Source organism: Flavobacterium sp. LC2016-01 (assembly GCF_009711135.1).
Taxonomy (GTDB): Bacteria; Bacteroidota; Bacteroidia; order Flavobacteriales; family Flavobacteriaceae; genus Flavobacterium.
This window is the reverse complement of sequence record NZ_WMIC01000003.1, coordinates 506,310-521,704: the sequence shown is the minus strand read 5'-3', so window position 1 is coordinate 521,704 and position 15,395 is coordinate 506,310. Positions and strand designations below refer to the sequence as shown.

The 15,395-nt window shown below is 34.0% G+C and carries 12 protein-coding genes and 3 tRNA genes; 8 read left to right on the top strand and 7 right to left on the bottom strand.

All coding sequences use genetic code 11. The features are described from left to right. Positions 1-9: 9 nt before the first annotated feature. Positions 10-975, top strand: a complete 966-nt coding sequence (locus GKZ88_RS09315) for a glycoside hydrolase family 5 protein (protein WP_155102094.1) — start codon at positions 10-12, stop codon at positions 973-975. Positions 976-1,568: 593 nt separating this feature from the next. After that, on the top strand, positions 1,569-2,642 hold the full coding sequence (locus tag GKZ88_RS09310) for an outer membrane beta-barrel protein (RefSeq protein WP_155102093.1): 1,074 nt from the start codon (positions 1,569-1,571) through the stop codon (positions 2,640-2,642). Between the two features lie 429 nt (positions 2,643-3,071). On the opposite strand, the gene GKZ88_RS09305 is transcribed toward GKZ88_RS09310, so the two are convergent. The 5 genes from GKZ88_RS09305 to GKZ88_RS09285 all read right to left on the bottom strand — a co-directional run bounded on the left by GKZ88_RS09305 (position 3,072) and on the right by GKZ88_RS09285 (position 8,712). Then, positions 3,072-3,977 carry an N-acetylmuramoyl-L-alanine amidase gene (locus GKZ88_RS09305; protein ID WP_155102092.1) on the bottom strand — a complete coding sequence of 302 codons (906 nt, stop codon included), beginning with the start codon at positions 3,975-3,977 and terminating at the stop codon, positions 3,072-3,074. 33 nt (positions 3,978-4,010) lie between these two features. Further along, on the bottom strand, positions 4,011-4,559 hold the full coding sequence (locus GKZ88_RS09300) for a hypothetical protein (protein WP_155102091.1): 549 nt from the start codon (positions 4,557-4,559) through the stop codon (positions 4,011-4,013). Between the two features lie 40 nt (positions 4,560-4,599). Further along, entirely contained in the window at positions 4,600-5,913 is a 1,314-nt protein-coding gene (gene rimO / locus GKZ88_RS09295) for a 30S ribosomal protein S12 methylthiotransferase RimO (RefSeq protein ID WP_155102090.1), read from the bottom strand. A gap of 216 nt (positions 5,914-6,129) precedes the next feature. Continuing rightward, entirely contained in the window at positions 6,130-7,632 is a 1,503-nt protein-coding gene (locus GKZ88_RS09290; RefSeq protein ID WP_155102089.1) for an outer membrane protein transport protein, read from the bottom strand. A gap of 45 nt (positions 7,633-7,677) precedes the next feature. Next, positions 7,678-8,712: a hypothetical protein gene (locus GKZ88_RS09285; protein ID WP_155102088.1), complete on the bottom strand. Its 1,035-nt coding sequence runs from the start codon at positions 8,710-8,712 to the stop codon at positions 7,678-7,680. 102 nt (positions 8,713-8,814) lie between these two features. Here GKZ88_RS09285 and proS point away from each other — a divergent pair, with 102 nt between their 5' ends. The 5 genes from proS (at position 8,815) to rpsT (ending at position 11,076) form a co-directional block, all read left to right on the top strand. Beyond that, on the top strand, positions 8,815-10,293 hold the full coding sequence (gene proS, locus GKZ88_RS09280; protein ID WP_155102087.1) for a proline--tRNA ligase: 1,479 nt from the start codon (positions 8,815-8,817) through the stop codon (positions 10,291-10,293). Between the two features lie 78 nt (positions 10,294-10,371). Further along, positions 10,372-10,443: transfer RNA gene (locus tag GKZ88_RS09275), tRNA-Glu, on the top strand. A gap of 41 nt (positions 10,444-10,484) precedes the next feature. Next, positions 10,485-10,556 (top strand) — tRNA-Glu (locus GKZ88_RS09270). Positions 10,557-10,599: 43 nt separating this feature from the next. Then, positions 10,600-10,671, top strand: a tRNA-Glu gene (locus GKZ88_RS09265). Positions 10,672-10,824: 153 nt separating this feature from the next. Continuing rightward, complete coding sequence (gene rpsT, locus GKZ88_RS09260) at positions 10,825-11,076, top strand: 30S ribosomal protein S20 (protein ID WP_068844538.1); 252 nt, start codon at positions 10,825-10,827, stop codon at positions 11,074-11,076. 189 nt (positions 11,077-11,265) lie between these two features. Here rpsT and GKZ88_RS09255 read toward each other — a convergent pair whose 3' ends face one another. Both GKZ88_RS09255 and GKZ88_RS09250 read right to left on the bottom strand, forming a co-directional pair. Next, complete coding sequence (locus tag GKZ88_RS09255; RefSeq protein WP_155102086.1) at positions 11,266-11,679, bottom strand: response regulator; 414 nt, start codon at positions 11,677-11,679, stop codon at positions 11,266-11,268. Between the two features lie 5 nt (positions 11,680-11,684). Further along, positions 11,685-13,340, bottom strand: coding sequence for a PAS domain-containing protein (locus GKZ88_RS09250; RefSeq protein ID WP_230392492.1), 1,656 nt, complete (start codon positions 13,338-13,340; stop codon positions 11,685-11,687). A gap of 223 nt (positions 13,341-13,563) precedes the next feature. Here GKZ88_RS09250 and typA point away from each other — a divergent pair, with 223 nt between their 5' ends. Beyond that, the gene (typA, locus tag GKZ88_RS09245) at positions 13,564-15,360 is read left to right on the top strand and encodes a translational GTPase TypA (RefSeq protein WP_155102084.1); all 1,797 of its coding nucleotides are present in this window, start codon (positions 13,564-13,566) and stop codon (positions 15,358-15,360) included. Positions 15,361-15,395 lie beyond the last annotated feature (35 nt).

Below are 15,395 nucleotides of genomic sequence, written 5' to 3'. Positions count from 1 at the left end.
TTTTAATTTATGAAATCAAGAAGTCATTTTTATATTATTGTTTTATTGCTCTTTTCATGTGTTTTACAGGCTCAGTTTGTCAAAAAGCACGGGCAGTTAAGTGTTAACGGAACTCAATTAGTTGATAAAAATAACGATCCAATTGTTTTGCGCGGATTGAGTTTTGGCTGGCATAGCATGTGGCCGAGATTTTATAATGAAAAAGCAGTAAGCTGGCTGAAAAAAGATTTTAATTGTAATGTTGTCAGAGCTGCAATGGGAATTGAGTTAGGCGAGATGTCCTATATGAAAGAACCTCAGTTTTCAAAAGAAAAAATTGAAGCGGTTGTAAACGGAGCTATCAAATCAGATATTTATGTGATAATTGATTGGCACAGTCATAATGTTAATTTGAAAGAAGCAACGGCTTTTTTTGCCGAGATGTCAAAAAAGTATGCCAAGTATCCGAATATAATATATGAGATTTTTAATGAACCGGATTATGAAACTTGGTGGGAAGTTAAAACTTATGCAGAAGAGATAATTCGTGTAATCAGAGAAAATGATCCTAATAATATTATTTTGGTTGGTTCTCCGCATTGGGATCAGGATATTAATCTCCCTGCAGAAGATCCGATTACAGGATACAATAATATAATGTATACGATGCATTTTTATGCGGCAACACATGGCAAGGAATTAAGAGATCGTACAGATGCCGCTATAAAAAGCGGATTGCCGGTTTTTGTTTCAGAATCCGCAGGAATGGAAGCATCTGGTGATGGGCCTCTAAATGTAAAAGCGTGGCAGGATTATATTGATTGGATGGAATCTAGAAAACTAAGCTGGGTCACATGGTCTGTTTCTGATAAAGACGAAACTTGTTCTATTCTCAATAAATCGGCAAAATCTGAAGGGAAATGGAAAGATGAAGATTTAAAAGAATCCGGTATTAAAGTCAGAACGTTTTTAAGAAAATATAATACTCAAGAATAAAATAATTGTTCTATTCTTTATGAAGCCTGTTCAATTTTGAACAGGCTTTTTTGTGTTAAAAAGAAAAATTACATCTGTTCTTCAAGATTGTTTTGTGCTGTTTTGTAGGTTTATTTTTTGTAGGAATTTTAACTTTGTGTAATTACTGTTTTTTATGAGATTTGGTTTTTATAATATCTTGCATGTTTTTATTATTTTTATTTTACACCCCCTAATATTTTAGGGGGTTGTATTTTTTTATTGTTTTATTTAGCTGTTTTTGCTTGATTTTTTGTTGTTTTTATGTGATTAACCCTTTTTAAAATTTAAAAATGGCTAAAATCGTGTTGTTGAATTTTCAAAAATGAATCGATATAAATGTCAAATAACGATTATTGGTTATTAAATTTTTGTAATCCATAATTCTGCCTCTAAAACATCAAAAAAGTTGTTTTCAATTGTTCTACTCATACAAAAGTTAATAAATTCGCTAATGAAAATGAAGGGGTTTTTTGAAGATGATGAGGGATTTTTAGAACTGACATATACTATTAAATAAGCTATATAAAGATTAACTAACCAGAATCAATTAATAACCAAAAACCAATTAAAACATGAAAAAAGTATTACACATTTTAGCCGCGATGTTAACGAGTTCTTTTGCTTTTGCTCAAGATGATACAGAGACTTCAACTCCACCAGCAACGACATGGGGCGGATCAGCAGATGCGTACTATAAATATGATTTTTCTAAACAAATGAACGGATTAACGAGCTTTACCAACTCTCAGGATTCATTTGAACTAGGAATGGCGTCAATAGAAGCAGGTCATACTTTTGGAAAAGCTTCTGTATTTGTGGACTTAGGATTCGGAAAAAGAGCAGGCGAATTTTCATATAATGAAACAACAGATAAAGATATAAATGCAAAATTTTTAATTAAACAATTGTTCTTTACTTATAATGTTACTGAGAAATTTAAATTTGTAGCGGGTAGTTTTGGTACTCATATCGGATATGAAGTTTTAGATGCTGTTGATAATAAAAACTACAGTATGTCATATGCTTTTTCTTATGGTCCATTCTTTAATACTGGAGTAAAAGCACAATATACTTCAGGAAAATTTACAGCAATGTTTGGTATTACGAACCCAACAGATTTTAAATCAGCTATGGATGCTGGTTCAACTCAAAAAACTTATATCGGGCAAGTTGGATATATTGGAGAAACAGGAAGCGCTTATTTGAACTTTACTTCAGGAAGCAGTAACCCAGCATCTGACGAAAATAAAACACAATTTGATTTAGTTGCATCAAAAACAATTAGTGATAGTTTCGGTCTTGGATTCAATGCTACTTACGCTAAAACAAAAAATGATTTTGACGGCGATTTAGATGGAGAATGGTTTTCATTAGTAGGATATGCAAATTACTCGTTCTCTCCATCACTATTATTAGCTTACAGAATGGAATATTTCGATGCTAAAGATGCAGCGCCAAGTTTAGGAACTTTAACAGGTTCAAGTGTATTTGCAAACACAGTTTCTTTAAATTATAAAGTTGGAAAACTGACTATAATTCCTGAGTTAAGATACGATGCTGCATCTGAAGATATCTTTTTAGATAGCGATGCATTGCCAACAGGCGGATCGTTTTATGGACTTATAGCTACAACATACTCTTTCTAGAGATAAAGATTGATATTTTTTTTTTTTTTTTTTGGAGCTGTCGAAACATATTAATGTTTTGGCAGCTTTTTTATTATGCGAGTAGTTAATTGTTAGAAGAAAGAGGCAAGAAGAAAGATTTACGATGTGAAATTGAAAATATTATTAAGAACTTTGAGTTTCAATAATAATTTCTTTGTCAGAATGTTATACTTTTAAAATAAAACTTAGAGAATATTATTCCTGTCGTCTCACAACAAGATGTTCCAATAAATAAGTTACTTGATATAAAGAGCTTTGCTTAACTAGACATAAAACAACTGCTACCATTTACATTTGTAAATCTTTCTTCTTGTCTCTTTCTTCTTGTATTTAAATTCTTAGCTCTGGCATAAAAAAAAAGCGCGTTTCTAAATGCTAGAAACGCGCTTTTTTTTATTATTTGAATTACTATTGTATCTGTTTTTTGTAAATGGAGTAAATAGTATCGATTGTTTTGCGGTCCAAAGTAGGAGTTACATCCGTTTGAATATAATGTAATTTAAAAGCCATAATTGCTGCCGAAAGGTTTTTTGTGTTGTAACCAATGATTCGAAGTGCTTGTTCAATTTTAAAATCAAAAGGAGCTTCTTCTAAAACTTCATCTGGCCAGATTCCAAATCCTTTTTCAGCTAGAGTTTTCCAAGGAAATAAAGCACTTGGATCTTGTTTTCTTCCTGGGGCAATGTCAGAATGGCCTAATATATTTTGTGTCGGTATATTATAATCCTTTTTCAATTTTGTCAAAAGAGCCACTAAACTGCTGATTTGGGTTTCTGTAAAAGGTTTGAAACCGTTGTTGTCTAATTCAATTCCAATTGAACTTGAGTTGAGGTCAGTGTTTTTTCCCCAAGTTGAAGCGCCCGCATGCCATGCTCTTAAATAATCATTCAGCATTTGCACTACTTTTCCGTTTTCAGAAATAATATAATGCGCACTAACCTGTGTTTTAGTTTTAGTAAAAGTGTTGATCGTCTGCTTTAGCGAATCTTGAGCTGTATGGTGAATGATAATAAAGCTTGGTTTTCTTAAATTGAAATTTACCGTTCCAATCCATTCTGTTGTTATACCATTTACCAAATGAGTAGAGCCCGTTTTTGATAAAGTATCTTTTACAATGCCTAATTGCGCGGCATAAGTAGTGTCAATTACAACAGGACTAACTGGAGGAATTGCTTGAGGATCTTTACTTGTAATTTGATTTTCTAAAGTTTTAAGCTGCTGATCGTATACCTTTTCAGTAGTTTTATATGGATTTGTAGAGCAAGAAGTTATAATAATTGCTAATATCAAATAACAAAAATGTTTTTTTACCATGATCATTCACATTGTAAGTTGAAGTCTAAAAAATTATTCTCCAGCTTTTATTGTTTTTTCTTCTTCTGTTGCTTCTTTTTTGTCTTTAGAATCTTTTTTCTTTTTTGATTTATCTTTTTTGATTTCCTTAAAATTGGCCATGAAAGCAGTGTATTTTTCTATTTGATCAGGATTTAAGAAAGCAGTAATTTTTTTATTAGTACTTTCTCTTAAAGCTTTAATCTGTTCCAATTTTTCATCTTGACTGCTGCTTTCGTTTTTCAAAAGAATTCCTTGTTCTTTCATGCTGTCTGCCAAAACATTTGCGATTGCAATAGCTTGAAGTTCATCAAGTTTTACTTCTGGTTTCATTTGCTCAACGATTTTTGCTGCAGTTTCTTCTACAGGAATCTCTTTTGGCTTGCTTGGAGAACTCTGTGGTCCAGACATCATGCTTCTGTCCATGCCCATTCCGCCTCCGCGTCCATAACCTCCGCCATAGCCATTATTATAACCATTGTAGCTGCCTCCATACTGAGCTGACGCTAAATTAAAACAGCATATAGTGAAAATCAAAAGAAAAAATGTGTTCGTAGGTTTCATAGTAAGTTGTTATCTAAATTGATAATAATTTAGCGTAAATTTAAGCAGGTTCTCCGTATAAATCAAATTCTGTCGCTTCTATTATTTTAATATTAACAAATTCACCTGTTTTTACATAATGTTTAGATGCATCGATCAATACTTCGTTGTCAACATCAGGACTGTCAAATTCTGTTCGGCCTACAAAATGTGCTCCTTCTTTTCTGTCAATGATACATTTGTAAACTTGTCCAACTTTTTCTTGGTTCAAATCCCATGAAATTTGCGACTGCAATTCCATTATTTCATTAGCTCGGGCTTGTTTTACATCGTTCGGAACATCATCTTCTAATAAATAAGCATGCGTATTTTCTTCATGAGAATAAGCAAAACATCCCATTCTGTCAAATTTCATTTCCTGAACAAAATCCTTCAAAATCTCAAAATCTTCCTGAGTTTCTCCAGGATATCCAACAATTAAAGTTGTTCTGATTGCCATTCCAGGAACTGAAGCACGGAAATCTTTTAATAACTTTGTTGTTTTTGCCTGAGTTGTACCGCGGCGCATTGATTTTAAGATGGAATCAGAAATATGCTGTAACGGAATATCGATATAATTACAAATTTTTGGTTCGCGTTTCATTATTTCCAAAACATCCATTGGGAAACCAGTTGGGAATGCATAGTGTAAACGAATCCATTCGATTCCTTCAACTTTAACCAATGCTTCTAAAAGTTCTCCAAGATTTCTCTTCTTATAAAGATCAAGTCCGTAATAAGTTAAATCCTGAGCAATCAAAATTAATTCTTTAACGCCATTTTTAGCTAAACCTTCAGCTTCTTTTACTAATTTTTCAATTGACTGCGAAACGTGCGCCCCACGCATAAGCGGAATTGCGCAAAAACTGCAAGGTCTGTCGCATCCTTCTGCAATTTTTAAGTAGGCATAATTTTTTGGAGTTGTAGTTAAACGTTCTCCTAATAATTCGTGTTTATAATCGGCACCTAAAGCCTTCAATAATTGTGGTAATTCAGTTGTACCAAAATATTGATCTACATTCGGAATTTCTTTTTCTAAATCTGGTCTGTAACGTTCAGATAAACATCCTGTTACAAAAACTTTATCAACTAAGCCTTTGTCTTTTTTATCTGCATATTCCAAAATCATATTTACTGATTCGGCTTTAGCGTTATCGATAAAACCACAAGTGTTAATTACAATAATGTTTCCTTCTTTTTCCGCAGGAGCTTCGTGTTCAACTTCTTTTCCATTAGCGCGCAGCTGTCCCATAAGGACTTCACTGTCATAAACATTTTTTGAACACCCAAGAGTGATAACGTTAATTTTGTTCTTTTTTAAAGACTTGGTTCTCATACTTTTATAAATTGGAGTGCAAAATTACACTTTTTTATTCAAACACCGCTTGTTTCAGTTTCTTTTAGGTGTTTTTTATGAAGCTAATCCCGCTGTCCGCTATATCTTTTCCTTGCTAAAGGAGCAAGAAAAAGGATGCCGCTTCCATCGGGGCTAAAAAAAATCCGTCAAGCAAACACCTGACGGAAATCTCTATTCATCTATTTTAATTTCTGATTACAATTCAAATAATAGGGTCAAACTTACATTGTTAAGTTTTGATGTAATGTTTGCTCCATCTGTAAATCCAGTGGCAAAAAATCCTTGATTTGATTTTCTCTCTAAATAAGAATAAGCCAAATCTAATTTAGTTGCTCCAAAACTATAACCCAAACCTCCTGAATAACTGTTTAAATCACCAATTGTAGTTCCGTTTTTGTACGGACTTCCTTCAAAACGGTATCCGCCACGAAGACTTAAGTGTTGTATTTTGTATTCGGCACCAATTCTTAATTCTCCATTAGATGTCAATTGACTGTTCATGTCAGCATTTAACCCTCTGAATCCTGGATCGCTGGTTGGTTTGTATTTTGTATTTGCATAATCCTTAATAGAGTAATCAACACTAATTAAGCCTGATTTTCCAAATACATAAGCGCCACTAAATGTAAATTTTCCAGGTGTCTGCAAAGTGTATCTGTCATAAACATTGACAAGATTTGGATTAATAGATTCATGTATTTCTTGCCCACCTGCAGCTTGTCTTGTGGTAGTTAGACTTTGTGAAACTTCATCATATAAATCGTACCAAGTGTTTGATTCGTACGCAAGTCCTAGTCTGAAAGCATCAGTAACTTTGGCAATTGCTCCTAACTGGAAAGAAAATCCGTTTCCGTAAGTATATAAGTCATTATTAAAACGAAGATTTGAGATTGTTTCTCCGGCCTCTAACGGATTGCTGTTGTCTTCGTAAAAACTGCTTGATCTTCTGTAATCTGTAATATGAACATTCAGATTAGCTCCAAAATAAATTCTGTCCTTATATGAAGTTGCAATATTAAAACTCAATTTACTGTTGTATCCTCTCGCGTAAATTTCGTTTTCTTGGTAGTAATTACCGCCAGCTGGAACATTTGAAGTGTATTGTGTATTGTTGTCAGTATTAGATACTGGATTGATAATATATCCTTGATATCCAAAATAGGCTTGTTGCTCATCATAGTACTGATCTCGATATGGGATATTGGTTATGTTTCCTAATGGAATTCCATTAGCATAAGTCAAAAAGTACTGATCAATTGAGTTTCTTGGATTGGTTCCAACAGAAAATACATCACTATTGAAATTGTTTGTGTTTTCATAAGTTGTTCCAATTGCAATCTTAGTCCAATTATTATTTGGATTGTGATCATGAAAAACAAAAACACCACCAGCTTGATTTAGTATAAAAGAGTTGTCTTTATCGCTTGTTTCAGTTCCAAAATAATTAGAATTATTTTTAACGGTCTGATTGCTGAAAGATATCCCAATTTGATTATTGTTGAAAATTGCAGATCCAGCTGGATTCACGCTTAAAGCAGATAAGTCTCCTCCAACGGCTCCAAATGCACCACTCATTGCTCTGAAACGTGCGGTTCCGGTTAAATTTTCCTGTCCATAACGAACAGCGTCTGATACTTCTTGTGAATGTAAGGCACTAATAGATAGTCCTGTTATAAATAGGAAGAATATTTTTTTCATTTTGGTTAAGTTTTTAAAGTGATTGAATGATTTACGGAAGAGATTTTATCTTCTTCCGCCGCCACCGCCGCCACCGTAAGATCTTCCGCCACCGCCACTGCTTCCGCCGCCGCTGTAGCTTCTTCCGCCTCCACCGCCACTGTCCATTGAACGTGATGGGCTAGGAGAGTAAGTTCTTGCCGAGTTGTTGTTTGGAGTACTATAACTTCTGTTACTTGTCCCGGCACTTGATCTTCTGTTAGAATAATCATAACCATTACTTTGACCTTGAGCAGTACCTCTTCTGTCTGTAAAAGTTGGACTTGAATAGGTTCTGCCATTTACAGAAGAACTTCTTCTGAAATCTGAGTAGCCTCTGCTGGTTGTACTATTGCTGCTTCTTCCAGCGTAATCTCTTCCTGAATAAGAACTTCTTCCTGCATAATTTCTGCTGGCAAAATCTCGTCCAGTGTAATTTCTTCCAGCGTATGAACCTCTTCCTGCATATGAATCTCTTGATGCATATCCTCTAGATCCATAATATGCTGCAGATCCTCTTCTTCCATAGCTGTAAGAATAATTGTTGTATCCGTAGCCATAACCGTAACATGGATATCCCCATCCTGGGTATCCATATCCTGGGTAATAGCCCCAGCCTGGATAATAGCCTCCCCAACCGTAATATGGGTATCCCCAGCCGTATCCATAACCAGAATAGCCCCATCCGAAACCAAATCCCCAATACATTGATGGATCTGAATAGTAGGTTACTGAAGTTTCTGTAGTACCGCTTCCCCAAGCAGGGTAAGCTGTTGCTGTTTGTGTACTGTCGTTTACAGCATAATTACTGTAATTGTCTACATCAGTAAAAATTTCAGTTGGCTGATTATCGTCTTGAAGCGACTTAAAGTAATCTTTATATTGATTATTGGTGCTTGTTGTAGCTGTTTGTGCGTACGTGTTTGTAGATTTGCCATAAACTCCGTCATTGTCATAATAAGAAGCATTTTGGTAAGAGCCACACGATGTAAGCAGAAAACTCAGTAATCCAATTAAGTAAAAGTAACTTGAGTTTTGGCGGAGAGAAGTAGAAGTTTTCATATCTGTGGTGTTTTTTATTGTTGCACATTACAAAAATAGTTAGTTTTGTCAAACTATTTAGTTAAAATTATTTAAAACAAAATTTGTGCCAAACTATATAATATGAGTAAGAACCTTACTACAAGATCAGAAGATTATTCGAAATGGTATAACGAGCTGGTTGTAAAAGCGGATCTAGCTGAAAATTCAGGAGTTAGAGGATGTATGGTTATTAAGCCGTACGGATATGCTATTTGGGAAAAAATGCAGGCTGAGTTAGATCGAATGTTTAAAGAAACAGGACATCAAAATGCTTATTTTCCTTTATTTGTGCCTAAGAGCATGTTTGAAGCGGAAGAGAAAAATGCAGAAGGATTTGCAAAAGAATGTGCTGTTGTAACGCATTATAGATTGAAAAATGATCCCGACAAACCGGGGAAATTAATGGTTGATCCGAACGCAAAATTAGAAGAAGAACTTATTGTTCGTCCTACGAGTGAAGCGATTATTTGGTCTACATATAAAGGATGGGTACAGTCTTATAGAGATTTGCCTTTGTTGATTAATCAGTGGGCAAATGTGGTTCGCTGGGAAATGCGTACGCGCTTGTTTTTAAGAACTGCCGAGTTTTTATGGCAGGAAGGGCATACTGCTCATGCTACAAAAGCTGAGGCGATTGAAGAATCTGAAAAAATGATGAATGTTTACGCTGATTTTGCAGAGAGCTTTATGGCAATTCCGGTTGTTAAAGGTTTTAAAACTGAATCAGAGCGCTTTGCAGGTGCAGATGAAACATATTGTATTGAAGCATTGATGCAAGACGGAAAAGCGTTGCAGGCTGGAACTTCTCATTTTTTAGGTCAGAATTTTGCAAAAGCTTTTGATGTGAAGTTTGCTAATGCGGAAGGAAAGCAAGAGCATGTTTGGGGAACTTCTTGGGGGGTTTCTACTCGATTAATGGGAGCATTAATTATGACGCACTCTGATGATCAAGGTTTAGTATTGCCTCCAAATTTAGCGCCAATTCAAGTTGTAATTGTTCCTATTCATAAAACAGACGAACAATTAGCAGAAATTACAGCTGCTGTAAATGAATTGGCTGCGAAATTAAGAAAGCTGAAGATTTCAGTTAAATATGATGACAGAACAACTCAAAAACCAGGATTCAAATTTGCTGAATGGGAATTGAAAGGAGTTCCTGTTAGAATTGCTGTTGGACCAAAAGATTTAGAAAACGGAACTTTTGAGGTTGCAAGACGCGATAATTTGTCAAAAGAAGTTGTTGGGAGTGAAAAAATCGTAGAATACGTAAATGACCTTTTAGAACAAATTCAAAAGGATCTATTTGATCGTGCATTAAATTACCGAAATACACATATTACAGAAGTAAATAGTTTTGAGGAGTTTAAGCAGGTTTTAGATGGTAAAGGAGGTTTTATATCTGCTCACTGGGACGGAACAGCTGCGACTGAAGAGAAAATAAAAGATTTGACAAAAGCGACAATTCGATGTATTCCTTTGGATGCTGTTGAAGAGGCGGGAATCTGTGTGTTTACAGGGAATCCTTCTACTAAAAGAGTGCTTTTTGCTAAGGCGTATTAAAAAAAAATATTTTTTTTTGCATCAGGTATTGTACAACTAAAAAATAGTTGTATTTTTGCATCCGCATTAGAGAAACACGGTCCGTTCGTCTATCGGTTAGGACGCCAGGTTTTCATCCTGGTAAGGGGGGTTCGATTCCCCCACGGACTACTTTTTTTTCTGCTACTTAAGTTATTACACTTGATGTTAATGGTCCGTTCGTCTATCGGTTAGGACGCCAGGTTTTCATCCTGGTAAGGGGGGTTCGATTCCCCCACGGACTACAATTTCAATTTTATTTAAATTGAAGAAAACTTAGAAACGATCGGTCTGTTCGTCTAGGGGTTAGGACTCCAGGCTTTCGTCCTGGTAACAGGGGTTCGATTCCCTTACAGACTACAAAATTAGTTGTAAATAAGTTTTGTAAAATAAAAATTGGTGTCTCGATTTTTGTTTTATTAGTTAAAACCAAAGTGATTGTTTTATAATTGTGGGAGGTTTTTCTTTTTTAACTAGTATTTATAATAATTATTACATCTAAAATTAAAGAAAATGGCAAATCATAAGTCAGCGTTAAAAAGAATCAGAAGTAACGAAAAAAGAAGAGTTCTTAACAGATACCAGCACAAAACTACTCGTAATGCTATCAAAGCATTAAGAATAGCTACTGATAAAGCTGATGCTACTGCAAAATTATCAACTGTAATTTCTATGATTGATAAATTAGCTAAAAAGAACATCATTCATGATAATAAAGCTTCTAACTTGAAGTCTAAATTAACTAAGCATGTTGCTAAATTGTAATTAATTACAATTTTATAAAAATATAAAAAGTCCTCTTTTGAGGACTTTTTTTGTTTATGACTAATTGAGAAGTCCTAATATTCTAAATTTCAAATCCCAAATTTGAAATTTTACAATATCAAAAATCCAAATTCAACTTTAAAACAAAAGTTTGGAATTTGGATTTTTAATATTCGAATTTAATTTGGTCTAAAGATTTATTTTTTTCTTAAGGTACTCAAGCATTGCGAGTGTAATTGGTTTTGAAAGAAAATCTAATATAATGGGATATTTTTTTGCTTTCGCTAAATCTTCAGGATCAATTGTTGAAGATAAAACTATGACATTTGCAGTATTGAATTCGGCGTAATCTGGTGAAGTGAAATGATCTAGAAATTCCCAGCCTCCCATGACAGGCATATTTAAATCTAAGAAAATCAATTCAGGTTTTTTGTTGTCTTTATTTTTGTTGTTGGTATATTTTAAGGTATTGAAGTGATGAAGGGCTTCTTCTCCATTTTGAGCGGTGATAATTTCATGCGAAATTTGGGACTTCGAAATTACTTTTTTACATAACATTAACGTGATAGGGTCATCGTCAATGCATAAAATTTGCTCGAGCATGATGTTTAATTTTTAAATGTTATTATAAAGGTTGTTCCTTTATTGACCTCGCTTTCTATACTTATTGTTCCTCCCATGGTTTCTACCTGCGATTTTACAAGGTATAAGCCAAGTCCTTTGCTGTCTGGGTAATTGTGAAATCTTTGGTACAGGCCAAAAACTTTGTCTCTGTTTCTTTCTAAGTCAATTCCAATCCCGTTGTCTTTGAATGTTAATATTGCTTTATTGTCTATTTGTTCTGCAGTAATTGATATTTTTAATTTTCGGTTTTCTGATTTGTATTTTATAGAATTTGTAAGTAAATTAAGTAAGATGCTTTCAATATATGCCTTGTTTGTGTTTAGCAAAGGTACACGTTCAAATTTTAATTTGATGATTGGCTTGTGTAATTCTATTTGAAATGATAATTGGCTGAAAACATTTTCAAAAACTTCTTTTAGTGAGACTTCTTCTTTTTGCATTGAAGGATTGTCCTTGATAATAATAACTTTTACTAAATCGTTGATCGTTTCATTCAGTAAATGAGTTGATTTGGTAAAGCCATTTAAGATTTCTTCAAGCTCTGGATTTTCGATCGGAATGTCTTCGATAAGGTTTAAAAGTCCAATTAGATTAGATAACGGCGCTCTTAAATTGTGTGAAGTGATGTATGAAAACTGTTTTAAATCTTTGTTGTTTTGAGTCAGTTCGCGAATAAGATGCTCTTTTTCGGTTTCAAGCTTTTTTTCTTCTGTAATATCTCTTTGAATTGAAATCCAGTGCGAAATAGATCCTTCATTATTAAAAATCGGAATCATAGAAAAACGAACCCAATATTCTTCTTTTTGTTTTGTGTAACTAATGGTTTCTATTAAGCATTCTTCCTCATTTTTAATTGCTCTTAATAGTTTTTTTAGTTCATCTGAATCTGATTTCGGGCCTTTGAAAATATTTGGAGATTTGCCGACAATTTCATTGGATAAATAACCCGACATTTGTGAAAAGGCAGGATTTACGTATACAATTTTTGGGATTTTTCGAGCTTGTGAATTGGCTTCAGTAATTAAAATAGAATCCTTAGATTGTGTAATAACAGTTTCTAAAAGTTTTAATCGCTGTTCTTCTTCTTTCTGCTTTGTAATGTCCTGAATCGCTCCAATCATTCTGATGGCTCTTCCGTTTTCATCTTTTAATAAAAAACCACGGTCTAAAACATATTTGTAAGTCCCATCAGCACATCTAAAGCGATATTGATCTTGCCATTTTTCTGTTTTTTGTTCAATAAAAGAATATAGTTTGATAGACATTCTGATGCTGTCTTCAGGATGAATTTTATCAAACCACCATTTTGATGTTTTTCCAACTTCGTTCGGATTGTAGCCAAAAACACTTTCAATTCCTTTGTTCCAGTTTAGGCTGTCCTCTTGAATTTTCCAGTCCCAAATAGTGTCACTTGTCGCTTTTGCGACAATGTCATATTTTTCGTTTGATTCTTTGATTTCTTCGTTTGTTTCTTTTAGTTTTTTGAAAACAGTGACGTTCTTTTTTTCGTTTTTAGAAACTATGTATTTGAAAAATAATGCGGTAGTTAATATGAAGAAAATATCTTTAAGAAAAAAAAGATAAAAGTATTTTGTGTCCGGGAAATAAGTGGTAAGTATTTTATGACAGATGATTGCCATAAACAATGATACTAGAATATAAACTAGAGTAATTTGGAGAGTTTTACTTTTCATTACCTCAAATATAGTTAAATTAACTATAACTCAGTACTATCAAAAGCGCATTTTGAAGGGTATATTTTGGTGTTTTATATTAACTAATTGATTGTATATACGCAAACTATGTCAGAAACGTTTTTTATTAAAAAATAAAGTGTACCTTTGCGCCCATTAAAAATCACAGATGGAATCTATTAGAAACATTGCAATTATTGCCCACGTCGATCACGGTAAAACCACTTTGGTTGATAAAATTATGTATCACTGTCAGTTATTTCGCGATAACGAGAACACAGGTGATTTAATTCTTGATAATAACGATTTAGAGCGTGAGAGAGGTATTACTATTACTTCTAAGAACGTATCAGTTCAATATAAAGGAACAAAAATCAATATTATTGACACTCCTGGCCACGCGGATTTTGGAGGTGAAGTAGAACGTGTACTAAACATGGCCGATGGTGTATGTTTGCTAGTAGATGCTTTTGAAGGACCAATGCCGCAAACACGTTTCGTATTACAAAAAGCGATTGACTTAGGTCTTAAGCCTTGCGTAGTTATTAACAAAGTTGATAAAGAAAATTGTACTCCTGAGGAAGTTCACGAAAAAGTTTTTGACTTAATGTTTGAATTAGGTGCTCAAGAATGGCAGTTGGATTTTCCAACTGTTTACGGTTCAGCTAAAAACAACTGGATGTCTGATCATTGGGAAAACGTAACTGATAATGTTGAAGCATTATTGGATATGGTTGTTGACAATGTACCTGCTCCTAAAGTTTCTGAAGGAACACCACAAATGTTGATTACATCTTTAGATTTCTCTGCATTTACAGGTCGTATCGCTATTGGTCGTCTTGAAAGAGGAATTCTTAACGAAGGTATGCCAATCTCATTAGTAAAAAGAGATGGTACTATTTCTAAATCTCGTATTAAAGAACTTCATACTTTTGAAGGTCTTGGACGTAAAAAAGTATCGCAAGTTATTGCTGGAGATATTTGTGCAATCATTGGAGTTGAAGGTTTTGAAATTGGTGATACTATTGCTGATTTTGAAAATCCAGAAGGTCTAAAAACAATTGATATCGACGAGCCTACTATGAGTATGTTGTTTACAATTAATGACTCTCCTTTCTTTGGTAAAGAGGGTAAATTTGTAACTTCTCGTCACATTAGAGAAAGATTGACAAAAGAATTAGAGAAAAACTTAGCGATGAAGTTAGGTGAAACTGATTCTGCTGATAAATTCATGGTTTTTGGCCGTGGAGTACTTCACTTATCTGTTCTTATTGAAACAATGAGAAGAGAAGGTTACGAGTTGCAAATTGGTCAGCCACAAGTTATCATCAAAGAAATTGACGGTAAAAAATGTGAGCCAATTGAGGAATTGACGATCGATTTACCAGAAAGTCTTTCAGGTAGAGCGGTTGAGTTCGTTACTATGCGTAAAGGTGAAATGTTGAGTATGGAAACTAAAGGTGACCGTATGATCGTGAAATTTAATATTCCATCTCGTGGAATTATTGGATTGCGTAACCAATTGCTTACTGCAACAGCTGGTGAGGCTATTATGGCACACCGTTTTATTGGATATGAGCCTTACAAAGGAGAAATTGCTGGACGTAACAAAGGTTCATTAATTTCTATGGAAAAAGGAAAAGCTATTCCTTATTCTATCGATAAATTACAAGATCGTGGTAAGTTTTTCGTTGAACCAAATGCTGAAATTTACGAAGGTCAGGTAATTGGAGAAAACTCTCGTGGTGATGATATGTGTGTAAACGTAACGAAAGAGAAAAAACAATCTAACGTTCGTTCTTCTGGAAATGATGAAAAAGCAAGAATCATCCCTCCAATTATTTTCTCTTTAGAGGAAGCTTTAGAATACATTCAAAAAGATGAATATGTAGAGGTTACACCAAAATCTATTCGTTTGAGAAAAATCTATTTGACTGAAACTGATAGAAAAAGATTTAAATTCTAAGAGATTTAATTTTCAATATAAAAATCCCAAATTCC

Excerpts from the sequence above, each read along its gene's own strand:
- GKZ88_RS09315 (WP_155102094.1), top strand. The coding sequence starts at position 10 with ATGAAATCAAGAAGTCATTTTTATATTATTGTTTTATTGCTCTTTTCA.
- GKZ88_RS09310 (WP_155102093.1), top strand. The coding sequence starts at position 1,569 with ATGAAAAAAGTATTACACATTTTAGCCGCGATGTTAACGAGTTCTTTT.
- GKZ88_RS09305 (WP_155102092.1), bottom strand. The coding sequence starts at position 3,977 with ATGGTAAAAAAACATTTTTGTTATTTGATATTAGCAATTATTATAACT.
- GKZ88_RS09300 (WP_155102091.1), bottom strand. The coding sequence starts at position 4,559 with ATGAAACCTACGAACACATTTTTTCTTTTGATTTTCACTATATGCTGT.
- rimO (WP_155102090.1), bottom strand. The coding sequence starts at position 5,913 with ATGAGAACCAAGTCTTTAAAAAAGAACAAAATTAACGTTATCACTCTT.
- GKZ88_RS09290 (WP_155102089.1), bottom strand. The coding sequence starts at position 7,632 with ATGAAAAAAATATTCTTCCTATTTATAACAGGACTATCTATTAGTGCC.
- GKZ88_RS09285 (WP_155102088.1), bottom strand. The coding sequence starts at position 8,712 with ATGAAAACTTCTACTTCTCTCCGCCAAAACTCAAGTTACTTTTACTTA.
- proS (WP_155102087.1), top strand. The coding sequence starts at position 8,815 with ATGAGTAAGAACCTTACTACAAGATCAGAAGATTATTCGAAATGGTAT.
- rpsT (WP_068844538.1), top strand. The coding sequence starts at position 10,825 with ATGGCAAATCATAAGTCAGCGTTAAAAAGAATCAGAAGTAACGAAAAA.
- GKZ88_RS09255 (WP_155102086.1), bottom strand. The coding sequence starts at position 11,679 with ATGCTCGAGCAAATTTTATGCATTGACGATGACCCTATCACGTTAATG.
- GKZ88_RS09250 (WP_230392492.1), bottom strand. The coding sequence starts at position 13,340 with ATGGCAATCATCTGTCATAAAATACTTACCACTTATTTCCCGGACACA.
- typA (WP_155102084.1), top strand. The coding sequence starts at position 13,564 with ATGGAATCTATTAGAAACATTGCAATTATTGCCCACGTCGATCACGGT.